The organism is Flavobacterium sp. SLB02 (assembly GCF_009664855.1).
Lineage (GTDB): Bacteria > Bacteroidota > Bacteroidia > Flavobacteriales > Flavobacteriaceae > Flavobacterium.
This window is the reverse complement of the sequence record NZ_CP045928.1, coordinates 41,398-59,197: the sequence shown is the minus strand read 5'-3', so window position 1 is coordinate 59,197 and position 17,800 is coordinate 41,398. Positions and strand designations below refer to the sequence as shown.

General features: G+C 34.8%; 16 protein-coding genes. 10 read left to right on the top strand and 6 right to left on the bottom strand.

The genetic code is table 11. The annotated features are described in order from the left end of the window. Positions 1-61: 61 nt before the first annotated feature. The 4 genes from GIY83_RS00295 (at position 62) to GIY83_RS00280 (ending at position 5,638) form a co-directional block, all read left to right on the top strand. Positions 62-1,021, top strand: coding sequence for a transporter (locus tag GIY83_RS00295; RefSeq protein ID WP_208684035.1), 960 nt, complete (start codon positions 62-64; stop codon positions 1,019-1,021). A gap of 222 nt (positions 1,022-1,243) precedes the next feature. Further along, positions 1,244-1,621, top strand: coding sequence for a hypothetical protein (locus tag GIY83_RS00290; RefSeq protein WP_229029177.1), 378 nt, complete (start codon positions 1,244-1,246; stop codon positions 1,619-1,621). Between the two features lie 93 nt (positions 1,622-1,714). Continuing rightward, complete coding sequence (locus GIY83_RS00285) at positions 1,715-3,874, top strand: TonB-dependent receptor (RefSeq protein WP_208684033.1); 2,160 nt, start codon at positions 1,715-1,717, stop codon at positions 3,872-3,874. Positions 3,875-4,039: 165 nt separating this feature from the next. Next, positions 4,040-5,638: a PepSY-associated TM helix domain-containing protein gene (locus GIY83_RS00280; RefSeq protein ID WP_229029176.1), complete on the top strand. Its 1,599-nt coding sequence runs from the start codon at positions 4,040-4,042 to the stop codon at positions 5,636-5,638. Between the two features lie 280 nt (positions 5,639-5,918). On the opposite strand, the gene GIY83_RS00275 is transcribed toward GIY83_RS00280, so the two are convergent. From GIY83_RS00275 to cysC, 4 genes are all read right to left on the bottom strand, one after another. Continuing rightward, positions 5,919-6,581, bottom strand: a complete 663-nt coding sequence (locus tag GIY83_RS00275; RefSeq protein ID WP_121320266.1) for an RNA methyltransferase — start codon at positions 6,579-6,581, stop codon at positions 5,919-5,921. A 72-nt stretch (positions 6,582-6,653) separates the two neighbouring features. Continuing rightward, positions 6,654-7,613: a sulfotransferase family protein gene (locus GIY83_RS00270; RefSeq protein WP_194617601.1), complete on the bottom strand. Its 960-nt coding sequence runs from the start codon at positions 7,611-7,613 to the stop codon at positions 6,654-6,656. Between the two features lie 9 nt (positions 7,614-7,622). Continuing rightward, positions 7,623-8,306, bottom strand: a complete 684-nt coding sequence (locus GIY83_RS00265; protein WP_208684031.1) for an aspartyl/asparaginyl beta-hydroxylase domain-containing protein — start codon at positions 8,304-8,306, stop codon at positions 7,623-7,625. Between the two features lie 20 nt (positions 8,307-8,326). Next, positions 8,327-8,857, bottom strand: coding sequence for an adenylyl-sulfate kinase (cysC, locus tag GIY83_RS00260; protein ID WP_208684029.1), 531 nt, complete (start codon positions 8,855-8,857; stop codon positions 8,327-8,329). A 322-nt stretch (positions 8,858-9,179) separates the two neighbouring features. Between cysC and GIY83_RS00255 the strand changes: the two genes are divergently transcribed. From GIY83_RS00255 to GIY83_RS00240, 4 genes are all read left to right on the top strand, one after another. After that, positions 9,180-9,881 (top strand): NAD-dependent deacylase, encoded by a 702-nt coding sequence (locus tag GIY83_RS00255; protein ID WP_208684027.1) that lies wholly within the window; start codon positions 9,180-9,182, stop codon positions 9,879-9,881. Further along, positions 9,878-10,570, top strand: a complete 693-nt coding sequence (locus GIY83_RS00250) for a sterol desaturase family protein (RefSeq protein ID WP_208684025.1) — start codon at positions 9,878-9,880, stop codon at positions 10,568-10,570. Before GIY83_RS00255 ends, GIY83_RS00250 begins: the two co-directional genes overlap by 4 nt. Before the next feature lie 89 nt (positions 10,571-10,659). After that, complete coding sequence (purB, locus tag GIY83_RS00245) at positions 10,660-12,006, top strand: adenylosuccinate lyase (protein WP_208684023.1); 1,347 nt, start codon at positions 10,660-10,662, stop codon at positions 12,004-12,006. A gap of 282 nt (positions 12,007-12,288) precedes the next feature. Next, on the top strand, positions 12,289-14,538 hold the full coding sequence (locus tag GIY83_RS00240; protein ID WP_208684021.1) for a cation:proton antiporter: 2,250 nt from the start codon (positions 12,289-12,291) through the stop codon (positions 14,536-14,538). A 104-nt stretch (positions 14,539-14,642) separates the two neighbouring features. Here the strand turns inward: GIY83_RS00240 and GIY83_RS00235 are convergent, their stop codons facing one another. Beyond that, on the bottom strand, positions 14,643-15,281 hold the full coding sequence (locus tag GIY83_RS00235; RefSeq protein WP_194617594.1) for a peroxiredoxin: 639 nt from the start codon (positions 15,279-15,281) through the stop codon (positions 14,643-14,645). 111 nt (positions 15,282-15,392) lie between these two features. Continuing rightward, the gene (locus GIY83_RS00230; RefSeq protein WP_194617593.1) at positions 15,393-16,304 is read right to left on the bottom strand and encodes an AEC family transporter; all 912 of its coding nucleotides are present in this window, start codon (positions 16,302-16,304) and stop codon (positions 15,393-15,395) included. A gap of 118 nt (positions 16,305-16,422) precedes the next feature. On the opposite strand from GIY83_RS00230, the gene GIY83_RS00225 reads away from it, so the two are divergent. Together GIY83_RS00225 and GIY83_RS00220 are read left to right on the top strand one after the other, a co-directional pair. Beyond that, positions 16,423-16,830, top strand: coding sequence for an Rrf2 family transcriptional regulator (locus GIY83_RS00225; protein ID WP_194617592.1), 408 nt, complete (start codon positions 16,423-16,425; stop codon positions 16,828-16,830). Between the two features lie 58 nt (positions 16,831-16,888). Beyond that, positions 16,889-17,530: an NAD(P)-dependent oxidoreductase gene (locus GIY83_RS00220; protein WP_194617591.1), complete on the top strand. Its 642-nt coding sequence runs from the start codon at positions 16,889-16,891 to the stop codon at positions 17,528-17,530. Positions 17,531-17,800: the final 270 nt, after the last annotated feature.

The window sequence follows — 17,800 nt, the reverse complement described above, 5'->3', positions numbered from 1 at the left end:
GATTTTGATAAAAGCTTGAAACGAAAAGCGGGATCAGCTCCTAAAAATAATGAAATTTAAAATGAAAAAAATAATAGTAATGTTGACGCTTTTTGCTGGATTTTCGGCCTTTAGTTTTACGGTAAAAGATAGTATTTCGGGCCTTACGTTTCAGCGTTTGGCGATGATGGAAGATTTTGATTGCGATGCCTGCGGATGTTCAGCAAGTGGCGGAAGTATGGGTTTTGGCTCGATGCTGAACAATAATTTTGTGGGCTTGAGATATATGAAACAAAGTTACACGAGCCGCGACGGAATCTTTGCCAATTCGCCCTGGATTGATGAAGATTTTAATACGATTCAGGCTTGGGCAAGAATTCCAGTGACGGAGAAAATTCAGATTTCGGCATTGGTTCCGTATCATTTTAACGAAAGAACATTGACGGCCGGAACTGAGAATATTGAAGGTTTGGGAGATATTACCGTAATGGCTTTGTATACGGTTTTTGAAACAAAAAAAGACAGTACATTTTTTTCACACAAAGTAAATCTTGGTGGTGGTGTAAAACTTCCGACAGGGAAATTTAAAGAAGCTAATAATTTAGGAAGCGTGAATCAGAGTTTTCAGTTAGGAACCGGAAGCTGGGATTTCCCGATAGTTTCTGAATATGTAGTGAAACATAAAAATTTGGGCTTAAACACAACGCTGAATTACATTTTTAAAACCGAAAACAGTAAAAATTACCAATACGGCGATCAGTTTAATTATGCGGGAACGTTCTTTTATTTGTTCGCTTTAAAATCGGTTCAGATTGTTCCACAGGCTGGTTTGGCGGGTGAAGTTTATCAGACTAATAAGCAGCATAATTTAGATTTGCCCAATACGGCGGGTGATATTTTGTTTAGCAAATTTGGTATTGAGGCCGGAAAAGATAAATTCTCGGTTGGGTTAAACGTAATGTTGCCCATTAACCAAAACTTATCAAGCGGTAATATGGAGGCAAATTACAGATGGAGTGTAAATTTGAATTATACACTTTAATTAATATTTAAAAAGTTTACAATTCGTGCCGTTAGGCACCAAATATTGGTAGAAAATATCAATTTAAATAAACATAGCGGGCCGTAGGTACGCAACAAAACAATAATTGCGTACCTACGGCACGCCAACGAATTTCAAATCAAATAGGCTACCAATATTTTGTACCTAAAGGTACATTTCAACTTTTAATTAATAAAGATTCACAAAACAACGAAACAAGCTTTGAGAAAAATCATTATCATATTTCTTTCTATTATGCTTTTGATGCCATCATTTGGCAGTTTCTGCGTTTATACCACATTCAAATTAAATCAGGAAGAGATTTCAAAAACCATTTGTGTGCAGCGCAAAATGATTTTTAATTCTTGTAATGGTCGTTGTGAGCTTCAAAAAAGCCTTAAAAAATATGCTGACAACGAAAAGAAAATGCATGACAATCTGAAAGAAAAAGCAGAAGTAATTTATATACAGAATATTGCTTTAAATCCTTTCAAATTAGTCGCACCAATAACATCGAGAAAAGCCGTTTTTGCTTATTTCGATAAAAAACCAATTTCGGTTTCGAATGCTACTTTTCATCCTCCCTCTTATTTGATATAGATTTTAGTTTCGCTTTTCAATTCTTTTGAAGGGCTTTTACTCGTGTTCTACCAAGAGAATACCTGTTACTTTTTAAAATTTATATCATTTAAAATGAAGAAAATATATCTCATCCTATTGCTTATAGGTCAATGTGTCGCAGCACAAAATAAAGTCGAAAAAGATACCACAAAATCTCAGGAACTTGAAAACGTTTTTATAACGGCCAATCGTACAGCTACTTTACGCAAGGAAACTCCGGTTGCTATTAGCAAACTGACTGCTAAAACTATCAACGAAACCAAGGCGACAGCGGTTTATGAAATTATCAATAAAACTCCTGGAGTATTGATGGTGAACTTAGGCAACGAGCAACATATGATGTCGATTCGTCAGCCTATGACTACTAATGCTTATTATTTATATCTCGAAGATGGTTTGCCGATTCGGCCAATGGGAATCTTTAATCACAACGCTTTACTGGAAATTAATCAGTTTAATTTGCAAAGTATCGAGGTTGTAAAAGGTCCTGTATCCTCTTTATACGGACCTGAAGCGGTTGGCGGAACTATCAATTTAATTTCGCAAAAACCACCTGTTGATCCGGAATTTAAATTTGGGGTTCAGGCTGACAATTATGGTTACAGAAGATTTCAGGCCGCTGGTGGTGCAACAATCGGGAAAGTTGGTTTTCATATTGCCGGAATTTCGAGTTTGCAGGAAAACGGCTGGATGACGTATTCTGATTATAACAAAGACAATCTGAATGCGAGAATCGATTATAACATCTCCCCTTCGACCCGATTGAGCAGTAATACGATGTACGGAAAATATTATTCGGACATGAGCGGAACGGTTATTGAAGAGGCTTTTAATAACAGAACCTATAAAAGCACTTCTAACTTTACTTATAGAAAATCTCAGGCTTTACGAACACGATTAACATTAGAACACGATTGGAACCCTAATTCAAGCAGTTACATTACAGGATATTTACGCGATAACAAATTAGGTCAAAACCCTTCGTACGGAATAAGATGGAGTCCAACCATAAATCCTACAACTGCTAAAGGCGAAGTCAACTCGAATAACTTTAAAAGTTATGGTGCAATTGGGCAGCATACTCAAAAGTTTGATTTCTTGAATGCCAAATTGGTTGCCGGAGCTTTATATGATTATTCTCCCGTAACCTATTGGTCTTATGTTATTGATCTAAAAGCCAATCTAAATCCTGGAGAAGCCGGAAAACAAACCGTGAGTTCTTACGAAATTATTGCAGAACATCCAGATTCAAAATTGGCGGATTATACTGCAGACATTTTCAACTCTGCCGGATATGCACAAATGAGTTTCAATCCAATCGAAAAATTAATTATTACTCTTGGCGGTCGTTATGACAACATGAAAGTGAACTATGACAATGCTTTAGACAAATCGACCGGCAGTAAAGTTTATGACAAAATGACTTTTAAAGCAGGTGTCAATTACAATCCGTTTGAATTTGCAGGTTTTTATGGCAATTACTCGCAAGGTTTTGCGCCTCCCGGAATTACATCTATTTTCAGGACCAAACCCAGAACTGGCGGAACAACAGGAGTTCCTGCTGATTTTTATTATAATCTGGAGCCTGCCAGTTTCGACAATTACGAACTGGGCGGATGGCTTTCTTTCTTTCAAAATAAGCTGAATTTTGATTACGCTTTGTATTATATGGAAGGTAAAAATGAATTGCTAAACATTAAACTCGCTGATAATTCGACCGATTATCGTTCGGCTGGAGAAACGCGTCATAAAGGAGTTGAGTTTGGCGCTTCGTACCGTCCGTCAAAACAATTCAATATTCGTGTTGGCGGAACTTATGCGCAGCACACTTATATCGACTTTGAACTTTCTGACAAACCAAGCGATCCTGTTCAGAATCTGGACGGAAAAGAAATGCCTGCAGCACCAAAATGGTCTGGAAATTCTGAGGTAAGTTATTACCCCAACTGGCTCCCGAATCTTAGAACTTCTGTGGAATTGCAACTTGTTGGAAGTTATTATCAGGATCAGATCAATACCGTAAAATATAGTGGTTATAATATATTCAATGCCAGAATCGGTTATCAATGGAAAAAAATTGAAGTATATGGAAACGTACTTAACCTGACGGATAAATTATATGCTTATAATGTTTCCCGAGCCAATACCGCAAACGCTCAGCCAACTTATACAGCAGCCGCGCCAAGAACTTTTGTGTTTGGAATACAGTATAATTTTTCATTAAAAAAATAGAAAATTCATGCCACAGATTAAAATAATTAAAAAGATTAAGGAATTTTAAAATTTGAACCATTAAGATATTAAGATTCATTAAGCGAAATTTAACTTTTCTTAATTTCTTAATGGTAAAAAAATCATTTTAATCTGTGGCAAAAAAATTAGCGAAATCATAAAACTATGAGCAAAGAAATAAATAAGGACAAAAAGTCTAAAAAGAAGGATTCAAAGTTTGTCAAGAAAATCAAACAGCACATGTACAAATGGCATCGTGGGATTGGATTAATCACCATTATTCCGGTGATCTTCTGGACGCTTTCAGGATTAATGCATCCGTTTATGGCGCATTTCTTTAAACCAGAAATTGCGCACGATAAACTGGAAACACCAATAATTGATAAAACGAAACTGCACTTTTCGATTCAGGAAGTTTTACAGAAAAATGAACTTACACAATTTAAAAATTTCAGAATCGTTTCGTTCAACAATAAAACCTATTATCAGCTGAAAACTATAATTGGTGAACTTTGGTATTTTGATGCTTCGACTGCTGAAAAACTGGAAAATGGAGATCAAAAATATGCAGAATGGCTTTCGCGTTATTTTCTGGATGACCAAAAAAGTGCCGTAAAAAATAGTGAAGTTGTAACCGAATTTACTTCGCAATACAAGTACGTAAACCGTTATTTACCCGTGTACAAACTCAGTTTCGACCGTCCGGATGCCATACAGGTTTATGTAGAAACATCATCTGGCAAACTAGCCACTTATAACCCAACTTCAAGGCAAGCATTTATCTGGTTCTTTGACACGTTTCATAATTGGTCGTTTATTGATTCCATATCAAATAATAGTATCCGAATCATTACCATGATTTTCTTATTATCCATCATTGGATTTTCTGCCTTGAGCGGAATCCTGATTTATGGTTTATTGTGGAAACAATTCAAAAAAACAGATAGTTTAGCACCTAAAAAAGGCCTTAGAAAATACCATCGCCAAATTGGGATTTGGGTTTCACTTTTTACTCTAACATTTGCTTTTAGTGGCGCCTATCACGCCACCACAAAATGGAATCCGTATACTTTATCGCAAATGGTTTATGAACCAACATTCGAAACTAAAGAAATTCCGGTTGCCAATACTAATCTGGATTTAGACTGGAGCCGTTTCCAGAATGCGGGTATTATTACTTTAAATGATACGACATATTTTCGTTGTGAATTGCTTGAAAAACAAAAATTCAAAACATCGAAATCAGATTCTAATGCAAAATGGAATAAAAAAGACGATCCAAAATCTGAGGTGGTTTACATTAATGCCGCCACTAATGAAGTTGCGCCAAATCTGGACTTTCGATACGCGGAATTTCTGGCTTATTATTTTACAGATGGAGCACCTAAACTTGCTTGTTGCGAAATGGATCAGGGTTCAGATGAAGCTCATACTTCTTTAGAAAACGTAAAATTATTAGAATCTAAACTCTTAACTGATTTTAGCAGTCGCGAATATGGTTTTGTCAACAAAAGATTACCGGTTATAAAACTGGCTTACGACACACCGCAAAAAACAACTTATTTCATCGAAACTGCCACTTCAAGATTGGCTGCTGTAGTTAAAAATAGCGATATGATAGAAGGTTACTCGTTTGCTATCCTCCACAAATTTTTATTTATGGATTGGGCAGGAAAAAACATTCGCGATCTAACAATGGTTGTAGCCGCACTGACTATTTTGATTGTTAGTATTTTGGGATTTATTTTGTTTTTGAGAAAATAAAAAATCTTGCAAAGTCAAGTCGCAAAGTTTTTTTATTAGCCACAGATTAAAAAGATTAAAAAGAATTATTTCACGCAGATTCTGCAGATTTAGGCAGATTTATTTTTTACTAAATTATAATAATCCTGCTTATTTTTTTTAAAAATCTGCGTGAAACAAAATAAAACTTTGCGACTTAGCTCCCGATATCGGGATTGCGATATTAAATTTATAATTATTATCAGCTTGTCTGGTACAAGTTTTTTTCTCAGCAACTTAGAATCTTAGCCTCTTAGTAACTTTATCTCGGATTCTCTTCAAAATAACGCGCCTCAATTCGTTTAATATCTTTAATCGAATTTTTAGCCCAGGCCAAACGTTTCTCCAGAATTTCTTCTTCGGATAAATGCCAGTTGATATCTGATTTTTGTAATCTGTTGGTTAGGTTCTGAATGATGATGGCTGCAGAAACAGAAATGTTTAAACTCTCTGTAAAACCAACCATTGGGATTTTAAGAAAACCATCGGCTTTTTCTAGAATTTCCTCGGATAATCCATCTCTTTCTGTTCCGAAAAATAAGGCACTTGGTTTTGTAATATCAAAATCTTCCAACAAACAGTCATTTTCATGAGGCGTTGTGGCAATAATTTGATATCCCTGATCTTTTAAAGTCGAAATACAATTGGTAACCGAATCGAACTGGTTGATGTCTACCCATTTTTGGGCACCCATGGCAATTTCTTTATCGATCTTTTTTCCGTAACGCTGCTCGATAACATTGAGTTCCTGAATTCCAAAAACTTCGCAACTGCGCATAACAGCACTTGTATTGTGCATCTGAAAAACATCTTCTACAACAACTGTAAAATGCTTTGTACGATTTCCGAGTACTTTTAAGAATTTTTCTTTGCGGTTATCAGTCAGTATATTTTCAAGGAAAGCGAGGTAATCTAAATCAATCATTATATTCGTGTTTCCCGCAAAAATACACCATAATTAAAACAGAAAGAAATTTCACCTCCATTTTCAACTGTCTTAATAGGCAACTAAACTATTATTCAGTTTTTCATGCAAAATGTTGAGTTTCGAAAAATCGATTTGCAAAGTTTCTTCTTTAAACTCATCTCCTGTAAAAACGGCATTTTCATTTTTAGAATGTCTTTTTAAACGATCATACATTTTTTCTAATTCATCATTAGCATAATCAACTTTTATAAATGGGATAAATTTCTCCAGAACTGCTTTCATTCCATCATTATAATTAAGCATTACAACGTTTGTATCTCTTTTATAAAAATCAAGAAATCCCTGAAAATATTTCTCGAGAACTAAACCTCCATATTGCTCCAAAGTATTTTCACTGATTTCTTTAGCAGAAATTCCAAAAACAATCGAAGGCAATAGATTAGGAACCATATGCATTCCCTTCAATTTCTGATGCGATTTTAAAACCTCTGTTGGGTTTCTATAAAGTAATGCGAAAGGAATTTCAGGATAAATTGATCTTAAATACGACGCCTTAAAAATATGCCAGGCATCGAGTTTTATAATTAAATGCTTTTGTTCAGGATATCTTTTTTGGCCGAGTAATTTTATTACTGATTTTAATAGCGACGTTTTTTTATCGTCACTAAAAAGATCACTTCTTAAAATTTGATCGATAATTGGCGCTTCAGAAACCATTATATTTTTTGAAGAACTCGCCAAAGACTGACTCAACATCGTAGAACCACATCTTGACACATGAAAAACCAGTGATTTTAATTCTGCGGAAATTAATTCATTAGACCAATCTATAAGATTCTCTACTGTACTTACTACTTTAAATGGTTTCGAATTAAAAGCATGACTTCTACACTTTGCTATACTTTCATCAAAAAACGGATCGGCATATTTTATATCTGCCAAATAAATCCATTCGAAATAAATCTCGTTGTCTTTTTCTATTAACTTATAGGGAATCCAATTTGAAAGAGGATGATTTTGATTTTCCATTTGATAATTTTATTTTGATTGTAAATCGGCAATAATTTTGGCCCCGGCTTCTGACGGATTTCGGGAAAGTTCATCAATAATTAGCTGTTTCATTTCGTCAGAATATTGATTCTCTTTTGGCGGTTCATTCATATCAAAACCCATGTTAGTAAACAATTGATCAGACCAGTCGTTTCTTATACAGTCCAGTGTAAAATGAATGCGAGGTTCAGCACTTTTGTTTTCTACACTATGCCGAAGCTGAAAATTGGCATACCAGCACTCCCCCATTTTCATAGGAACACGCTTTTTATCTACATAAAAAAAGACATTATCATTGGTTATAATAGGTATGTGAATTCTAAAAAAACCATCTTCATAAGAGGTGTCATTATCTACATGCTCCTTAATTTCGCTTTGAGGATCTAATCGAAGTAATCTGACAGCTTCTTTTTCGCATTGAAACCAATCCATAATTTCTCTAAAATAATGGCAGCGCTCCAGTAAATTGGTGTTTTTATATTCTTTGTTTGGAAAAGATGTAATGTCATTTATCAAACCCGATTGCGACCTTAGGGAAACGCTTGTCCATTTTCCCTCGTAGCGATTGGTATTAAAATGCGGTGTCCATAAATCATTTTCGCATATCACAAGATCTTCTTGTAATTTATCTATCGAAAAAGAAATGGGAAGTTGACTCGAAGAAGGATTCATATACTAAAGGATAAAGTTATTCAATATTCAGATAAATTATTAATGATAAAATTATAGAGCTTATTTGTCGAAATACTCTCGGCTTCTACATCTGTTTTCAACACTAAATCTGCATTGGATGGAATTTCAAAAACATCGCTTATTCCGGTAAAATTGCTGATTTTATTACGGTCGTTGTCCGGCAGCAAAGCTTTTTGATACAATCCTTTTGGATCTCGTTTAATGAGATTATTTATCGAACAATCTAAATATACCGTTCTGACAAACTCATAGGTTCTTAACTCGTTACGCAGATTTTCATAAGGATTAATCACCGACATTAAAACGATTGTATCTTCTCTAACAAAGTTTTGTCCCACCTGAAACAAACGCCTGATATTTTCGCACCTGTCTTCTCTGGAAAATCCTAAATCACTGCAAATGGTTTTGCGATAAACATCTCCATCAACGATTTCGACCTTATAACTTTTATCCACTAACAAATGCCGGACATTTTGAGCCAATGTGGTTTTACCTGATCCTGATAATCCTGTAAACTGAATTAAAATCATTGAAATTTTGGTTTGATTTGTAACTCATTAAAAATAAACATTCTGTAAGACTCTTACAATAAGTATAATTACGCTTTTATTAGCTGCAAAAAATAAAAATCCAAAATGTGCCTTTAGGTACACAATGCTGGTAGTCATTAGATTCTGCTATTCTTTAGCGTACCGTGGTACGCAACAAAAACGATTGCTATTGTCTACCTGCGGCACGCTAAATCTATTCCCATTCTTATTTCTACCAATATTTGGTGCCTAACGGCACAAAATATATACTTTAACTTTTTTATTCCCATAAATCACTATTTTTATCCTTCAATTGAATAAGATGAAAAAGAAATTAGTTGTTTTAACCGGAGCCGGTATAAGTGCTGAAAGCGGTATTAAAACTTTTCGCGAAAGCGATGGTTTATGGGAAGGACATGATGTAATGGAAGTGGCAACTCCTGAAGGCTGGAGAAAAAATCAGGAATTGGTTTTGGACTTTTACAATAAAAGACGCCAGCAGCTTAAAGAAGTGAAACCTAATTTAGGTCACAAAATTTTAGCCGAATTAGAGCAGGATTTTGATGTACATATTATTACGCAGAATGTAGATGATTTACACGAACGCGCCGGAAGTACCAAAGTCTTGCATTTGCACGGAGAATTACTAAAAGTACGAAGTACTCAAAACCGTTATTTAATTCTCGATTGGCCAGACGACTTATATACAGGAGATCTGGACGAAAACGGACATCAGCTTCGACCACATATTGTTTGGTTTGGCGAAGATGTTCCGGCTCTGGAAGAAGCTATCGAAATTACAGAAACTGCTGATTATTTTGCCGTAATTGGTACTTCATTACAAGTTTATCCGGCAGCGGGATTGATTTCATATACTTATAGTATTACGCCCGTTTTTTATATTGATCCTAAACCAATTGCGATCCCGAATATTCAGAATAAAGTAGAAGTTATCGCCAAAGTCGCCTCAGAAGGTGTTTCGGAATTAAGAGAACGATTATTTGAAATAGAAAACATATCATGATATTCGAAAGCTGGCTGCAGCAATTATCTCAGTTCAATTTATTTACGCTCTCTATTTTCTTTCTGGCAGAAAATGCAGTTCTGCTGTTTCTTTCGATAATGCTGGGAAAAATAATTGAGTATGAGAATACAAGACTTAGTAAAACAGATCGAAAATGGATTTTGTCGACTCTTATTTGTAATACCTTAATAACGCTATTGGGATATGAATTGTATTATTATGAGATTCTGAAAATAGATTTTTCAACCTCACTTGTATCGATACTATCGGATACTTTGCTGCTGATTTTTATAATGGACTTTTTTATGTTTGTTTTTCATTATCTGGTACATCAGTTAAAATGGTTTTATCCTATTCATCAGCTTCACCATACGCATGTTGAAACAAGTGTTTACAGCTTATTTGTACTTCATCCTGTAGAAACTTTTGGGTTTGGTATTATATGGCTGTTTTCTATTACTATATTTGAGTTTAATTTTATCAGCATTATAATTTATCTGGTTTTAAATCTTTTATACGGGATATTTGGGCATTTAAAAACGGATATTTTTCCGGAATTCTGGTATAAAAGTCTTTTTACAAAATGGATCTCGACAACAAAATTTCATGCAAATCATCATAAAAATGAATCTCATAATTTTGGTTTCTATTTTACCTTTTGGGATAAAATTTTTAAAACCATAATTTAATTATTAGTTTCTGCTATAATAACTCTTCGGTAATTTTCAGAAGTTTTAACAATAGCTTATATTTGTGCCTTTCGAAAAACAACATAACAATGACTACTTTAAACGAATTGAATGCTATATCACCAATTGACGGACGATATAGAAGTAAAACCCTTTCATTAGCTCCATTTTTCTCTGAAGAAGCTCTGATAAAATACCGCGTATTAGTTGAAATTGAATATTTTATTGCTTTGTGCGAAGTTCCTTTGCCACAACTTGCAGGTGTAAACCCAAATTTATTTGACAGCTTACGCGACATTTACAAAAATTTCTCTACAGAAGATGCTCTTTGGATAAAAGAAACAGAGAAAGTAACCAACCACGACGTAAAAGCGGTTGAATACTTTATCAAAGATGCTTTTGAAAAACTAGGCTTATCTCAATACAAAGAGTTCATTCACTTTGGTTTAACTTCTCAGGATATCAATAATACTGCGATTCCGCTTTCTACAAAAGATGCGTTTGAGCAGGTTTATATGCCATCATTAATTTCTTTAATTTCTAAATTGAAAGAATTAAGCGTAGAATGGAAGGATATTCCGATGTTGGCGCGTACCCACGGACAACCGGCTTCTCCTACTCGTTTGGGTAAAGAGATTTTGGTATTTGTAGAACGTCTTGAAGAGCAAATGCGTTTGTTATTTAATATTCCGTTTGCGGCTAAATTTGGTGGAGCAACAGGAAACTACAATGCGCATCACGTTGCTTACCCACAAATCGACTGGAAACAATTTGGTAATAAATTTGTTGAAACTGATCTTGGTTTACACCACTCTTTTCCAACTACTCAAATTGAGCATTACGATCATTTTGCTGCGTTTTTTGATGCTTTAAAAAGAATCAATACAATTGTGATCGATTTAGATCGTGATATCTGGACGTATGTATCGATGGATTATTTTAAACAAAAAATCAAAGCGGGAGAAATTGGATCTTCGGCAATGCCACATAAAGTAAACCCTATTGATTTTGAAAACTCTGAAGGAAACTTAGGAATCGCCAATGCTGTTTTTGAGCATTTAGCAGCTAAATTACCGGTTTCAAGATTACAACGTGATTTAACAGATAGTACTGTTTTACGTAATATTGGTGTACCAATTGGCCATACAATCATTGCTTTTGAAGCTTCTCTAAAAGGTTTAAACAAATTACTTTTGAATGAAGGTAAATTTGCTGAGGACTTAGAGAAAAACTGGGCTGTTGTGGCTGAAGCTATTCAGACAATTTTACGTCGTGAGGCTTATCCAAACCCATATGAAGCTTTGAAAGGTTTGACCAGAACGAATGAAGCTATTGATAAAAAAGCGATTCATAATTTTATTGCAACATTGGAAGTTTCTGATGCTGTCAGAGCTGAATTAATGGCAATAACTCCTAGTAATTACGTAGGAATTTAAAGAAAACTAAAAATATTTTCTCAAAAAAAGCTATCTTTATCGAGATAGCTTTTTTTTATTTAATACCGGGATTTTAGCCCAGATTACTTCACTTAACTTTTATTTTCATAGGAGTTCAGTGAATGTCATTTGAAATGAAAAGTCTTTTGCGAAAAAAGCCCTATTTTTTTGCAGGTACAGAGCGACCAACGGAAGCTCCTGGAACTGCTTAAAAAATAGGCGTTTTGAGTAAAAGCTTGAAATGGAAAGCTGGATGAGCTCCTTAATATAAAATACCACTTTATGATTGCCTTAAGCGCCGCAGCAGAAACTACACACCACTTACAACCCCTTATAAGCGACTTGGGATTAATCCTGATGACCGCCGGAATTGCTGTTTTGATATTTAAAAAAATGAAACAGCCGCTGGTATTAGGATATCTAATTGCCGGATTTTTGGCTGGAAACCACTTTGACTTTTTCCCATCGATAACAGATATGAAAAGTGTGGAGGTTTGGGCAGAAATTGGGGTAATCTTTTTATTATTTAGTCTGGGGCTCGAATTTAGTTTTAAGAAGCTGATGAAAGTTGGCGGAACTTCCTCGATAACCGCAATTACTCAGATTTTATTTATGACGCTCATTGGTTATTGTGTTGGGCAATGGATGGGCTGGGGCAAAATGGATAGTATTTTTCTTGGTGCGACACTTTCGATTTCATCTACTACTATTATTATTCGGGCGTTTGATGAGTTGGGCGTTAAAGGAAAAAAGTTTGCCGGAATTGTATTTGGTGCCTTAATTGTCGAGGATATTGTTGCGATTTTAATGTTGGTTTTATTATCGACAATTGCGGTTAGCGATCAGGTTTCGGGCGGTGCGTTATTACAATCTGTTTTAAAATTAATATTCTTTTTGATTATATGGTTTTTGGGCGGAATTTTTATTATTCCGACCATTCTTAAAAAGGCAAAACATCTTTTGACCGATGAAATGCTGCTGATTATTTCACTGGCACTTTGTTTAATGATGGTCATGTTTGCGGCCAATGTGGGCTTCTCGCCTGCTCTTGGGGCTTTTATCATGGGTTCTATTATTGCCGAAACTACTCAGGCAGAAAAAATCGAACATTTGATTCAGCCGGTAAAGGATTTATTTGGTGCGGTTTTCTTTGTATCTGTCGGAATGTTAATCAATCCGGAAACTTTGGTAACATATATGCTTCCGGTTGCGCTTATCACGCTGCTGACTATTTTTGGGAAAGCATTTAGTTCTTCTATCGGGGCTTTGTTATCAGGTCAGCCCCTTAAACAATCAGTGCAAACGGGTATGAGTTTGGCTCAAATTGGTGAATTCTCCTTTATTATCGCAACTCTTGGTATGACGCTTAAGGTAACAAGTGACTTTTTGTACCCAATAATTGTTGCTGTGTCTGCCATTACGACTTTTACCACTCCGTTTTTAATTAAATATTCTGATCCTTTTTCAGGATATCTGGAACAGAAACTTCCTAAAAAATGGATTAAAAATATCAACCGTTATAGTGTCAATGCACAAGCTATAAAATCGGTTAGTACCTGGCAAATTGTACTTCGTGCCTCGATCACTCAAATCATTTTACACACTATAATTATTACGGCTATTATATTATTGTCGGCTAAATTTGTAGCACCTTTAGTAGCTGATACACGTTTTGGAAATACTTTGGCAGCATTAATTACACTGGTCATAATAGCTCCGTTTTTATGGGCTCTTTCGTTGCGACGTGTAAAAGTTGCTGAAGTGGAAGAACTTTGGGAAGAACGAAAATATCGTGGCGCGCTTTTGATGCTAATTTTAATTAGAATGAGCCTTGGTTTATTTTTCGTTGGATTTTTATTGAATATCTTCTTCTCGCCTTTGGTTGCTTTTGTTGCCCTGATCATTGCCATTGGAGCCTATCAATTGTTTCCGAAAAAATTAAACGAGCAGTATCATAAAATTGAAACTCACTTTTTAAAGAATCTAAACGATCGCGAAAACAAAAAAATAGACAGACGATATGCCAATTTAATGCCCTGGGATGGTCACATGTCAATCTTTGATATTGGTAAAGAATCTAATCTTGCCGGTAAAACCCTGGAAGAATTGCGTATTCGTGAGAATATGGGAATCAATATTGCTTTTATTCGCCGTGGTGAAATCACTATTCCTATTCCGACTAAAAATGAACGTTTGTTTCCGGGCGACGAGATTTGTGTTATTGGTACGGATGAGCAAATTTCAGAATTTACCAAATATTTACAGAATGAGGTTGAAGCTGCTAACAACTCGCAGGAATCTGATATTGTGCTGCGCCAGTTAGAAATTTCGAATGATGATTTTATACAAAAAAGAATTGGTCAGTTTAGAGAAAAAACTGGTGGACTTGTGGTGGGAATTGAAAGAAACGGTAACCGAATTTTGAACCCTGAATCGCATTTGACTTTAGAAAAAAATGATATCATCTGGGTCGTTGGAGATAAAAAACGAATGAACGAACTGATGAAGAAAAGCGTTCATGTAGAATTGTAGGTAAAGTTACTAAGAGGCTAAGTTTCTAAGATGCTGAGTTTTTTTTTTTTTTTTATATAAAACTTTTAAATCTTAGAAACTTAGCCTCTCAGCAACATAGAAACTTATTTATTCGGTTGCGGTGTTAGGCGCAAATAAGGTTTGATAGCTGTATGCCCTTTTGGGAATTTTGCCGGAATATCACTATCCGGAACAGCAGGCGTAATTACAACGTCTTGTCCGTCTTTCCAGTTTGCCGGGGTTGCTACGCTGTAATCTGCCGTAAGTTGCAAACTATCGATAACACGCAATAATTCATCAAAATTTCTTCCTGTTGAAGCTGGATAAGTCAAGGTTAACTTTATCTTTTTATCCGGGCCAATAACAAAAACTGAACGTACCGTAAATTTCTCACTTGCATTAGGATGCAGCATATCATATAGAGTCGCTATTTTTTTATCTTCGTCGGCAATGATAGGGAAATTAACGGTTGTATTTTGTGTTTCGTTGATGTCTTTGATCCATTCTTTGTGAGACTCTAAACCATCAACACTCAAAGCGATTACTTTAGTATTTCTCTTTTTAAATTCAGGAACATAATTGGCAACTGTCCCTAATTCAGTCGTACACACAGGGGTAAAATCTGCAGGATGCGAAAATAAAACTCCCCAGGAATCTCCTAACCATTGATGAAAATTGATTGGTCCTTCGGTTGTTTCTGCATGAAAATCTGGAGCAATATCTCCTAATCTTAATGTTGACATAATTATATTTTTTTAGTTCATCTAAAATTAGTCAAAAAAGGCATAAGGAAAACACGGATTTTTTAAAAAAAAGTTAAAATTCTATTTTTCCTATCTAGTTAAGGATTCAAACTAAATAAAACTTACCACAAAGTACCAAATAGCAAGGGTTACGAAGGAAATTGGGATTCCAAAACCAATCATCATACTGCTTAATTTTGGTTTTAAACCATAGGTCGAAGCTAAAATTGCGCCTGTAATCATGGGTGCCATTGCCATTTCCATAATGGTTATTTTTATGGCTTCAGAATGTTGGTTGAAAACAACGACATATAAGACGAAAATGACAGAAGGCGTTACAATAAGCCTAAAGAAAAGTCCGAGTCTAAGAAATCGCCAATGCTGACTTTTTCGATCAAAAGTAAGTTGCAGTCCTACCGAAAGTAAAGCAAGAGGAGTTACCAAACTTCCTATTTTTAATAAAGCAGTCTGAAGATTTAAATCTAAATCATATTGAAAGACATTCATTAAACAAGCTACTACAAAAGTGATAAAGGGAGGAAAAAAGATTATTTTTTTGAAAATACTAAAAGCGTCCGGACTTCCTTTTGAATAAAAAGCCGCCACGAAAACACCTAAAGTTGAAACCACTACAAAAGTTCCCGGCTGATCGACAAGAATCGCGGTTTCCAGTCCTTTTTTACCAAACAAAGCTTCGATAATAGGATAGCCGAGAAAGGATGAATTACTTAATCCCGCTGTCAGAATCAAACATCCAATGAGTTTATTAGACCAGCCTTTTCTTTTTCCTAAAAAATGAAAAAATACAAAAGCCAGCATAAAACTAATCCAGCCTGAGGCTATTGGGAATAACAATTCGTTACTCCATTTTATTTTGGGAATATGATATAAGGTAATCGCCGGTAAACATATATAAATTACAATCTTATTTAAAACCTTATAAATATGAGTTGGAAATTGCTTTATATGCTGCAAGACCAAACCTAGTGCAAGAAAGAAAAATATAAGTATAAAATTGTTCATATGGTTGAGTAATCACAAAAATAAGGATTTATAAATTGTTGGCGAATTTTAATTTTTCGTTAAAATCTTTTTTTATTACTATCAATCTAATTACATTTGTAACATATTTTATTACAGTATGATTTCAGGTAAATTTGCCATAACGATTCACATTCTTACTTTGCTCACTAAATTCCCTAATGATTATTTGTCATCTGAATTTATTGCAGGAAGTATCAATTTGAACCCTGTTTTGGTTCGAAAGGAAATTGCAAATCTGAAAGCTAATCATATTGTAGAAAGTAAAGAAGGTAAAAATGGCGGAACAAAACTGTCTGTAGATCCTTCGAAAATTACATTAAAAGAAATATTTGAAATGACTTTTGAAACCATTAATTTAGGTTATGCAAAAAATCAGCCTAATCCGGATTGTCCGGTGGGGAAAAAAATCAATGAGAATTTAAGTTCTCTGTATGCTGATATGAATCAAAAAGTTGGTTTACAATTAGAAGGTATCTCATTGGAAGATTTTTCTAATCAATTCTAAAAGTATTTTTTTAATCAAAACTGTAACAATTTTTATTACTAATTAAAATTTATATATTATGAAAATCGCACTTATTGGAGCAACAGGATTTGTTGGATCAGCCATTTTAAACGAATTAGCAAACAGAAATCATGACATTACTGCTATTGCAAGAACTCCAAACGATACCAAAAATGTTAAATGGGTTAAAGCTGATGTTTTTAATGTTGATGCTTTGGCAGAAATCCTTAAAGGAAATGATGTGATCATTAATGCTTATAATCCGGGTTGGACGAATCCTAACTATACTGATGATTTTAGCAAAGGATCAAAATCAATTCAGGAAGCTGCAAAAAAATCTGGTGTAAAACGTTTTATTACTATTGGAGGTGGCGGAAGTTTATTCGTAGCACCAGGTGTACAAGCAGTTGACACTCCTGATTTCCCTAAAGAATATCATGCAGCGGCATCTGCTGCAAGAGATTACCTCAACGTTATTAAGGAAGAAAAAGATTTGGATTGGGCATTTTTTAGTCCGGCTTTCGAAATGCATGCTGGAATTACAACAGGAAGAACAGGAAAATACCGTTTAGGTTTAGAAAATCCAGTTTTTAATGACGAACAAAGAAGTATTCTTTCTGTAGAAGACTTAGCAGTTGTTATTGCAGATGAAGCAGAAACTCCAAAACACCATCAGGTACGTTTTACTGCGGGGTATTAAAACACTAATTTCACGAATTTTCACGAATTATATATTAAAACACTCACAATAAGTACTGTTTGTCATCCTTACGAAGGAAGGATCTCCGTAAGTAGCTCGACAAAGATTGCAGATTTTGATTATAGAGTTTCTCGCGAAGATCCTTCCTTCGTCAGGATGACAAACAGAACGTAATTTAATAAAAAAACATTCGTGAAAATTAGTGAAATTCGTGTTCTATTAATAAAACAGTTTCAAAGAAAATCCTTTTTTGAAACTGTTTTTGTTTTC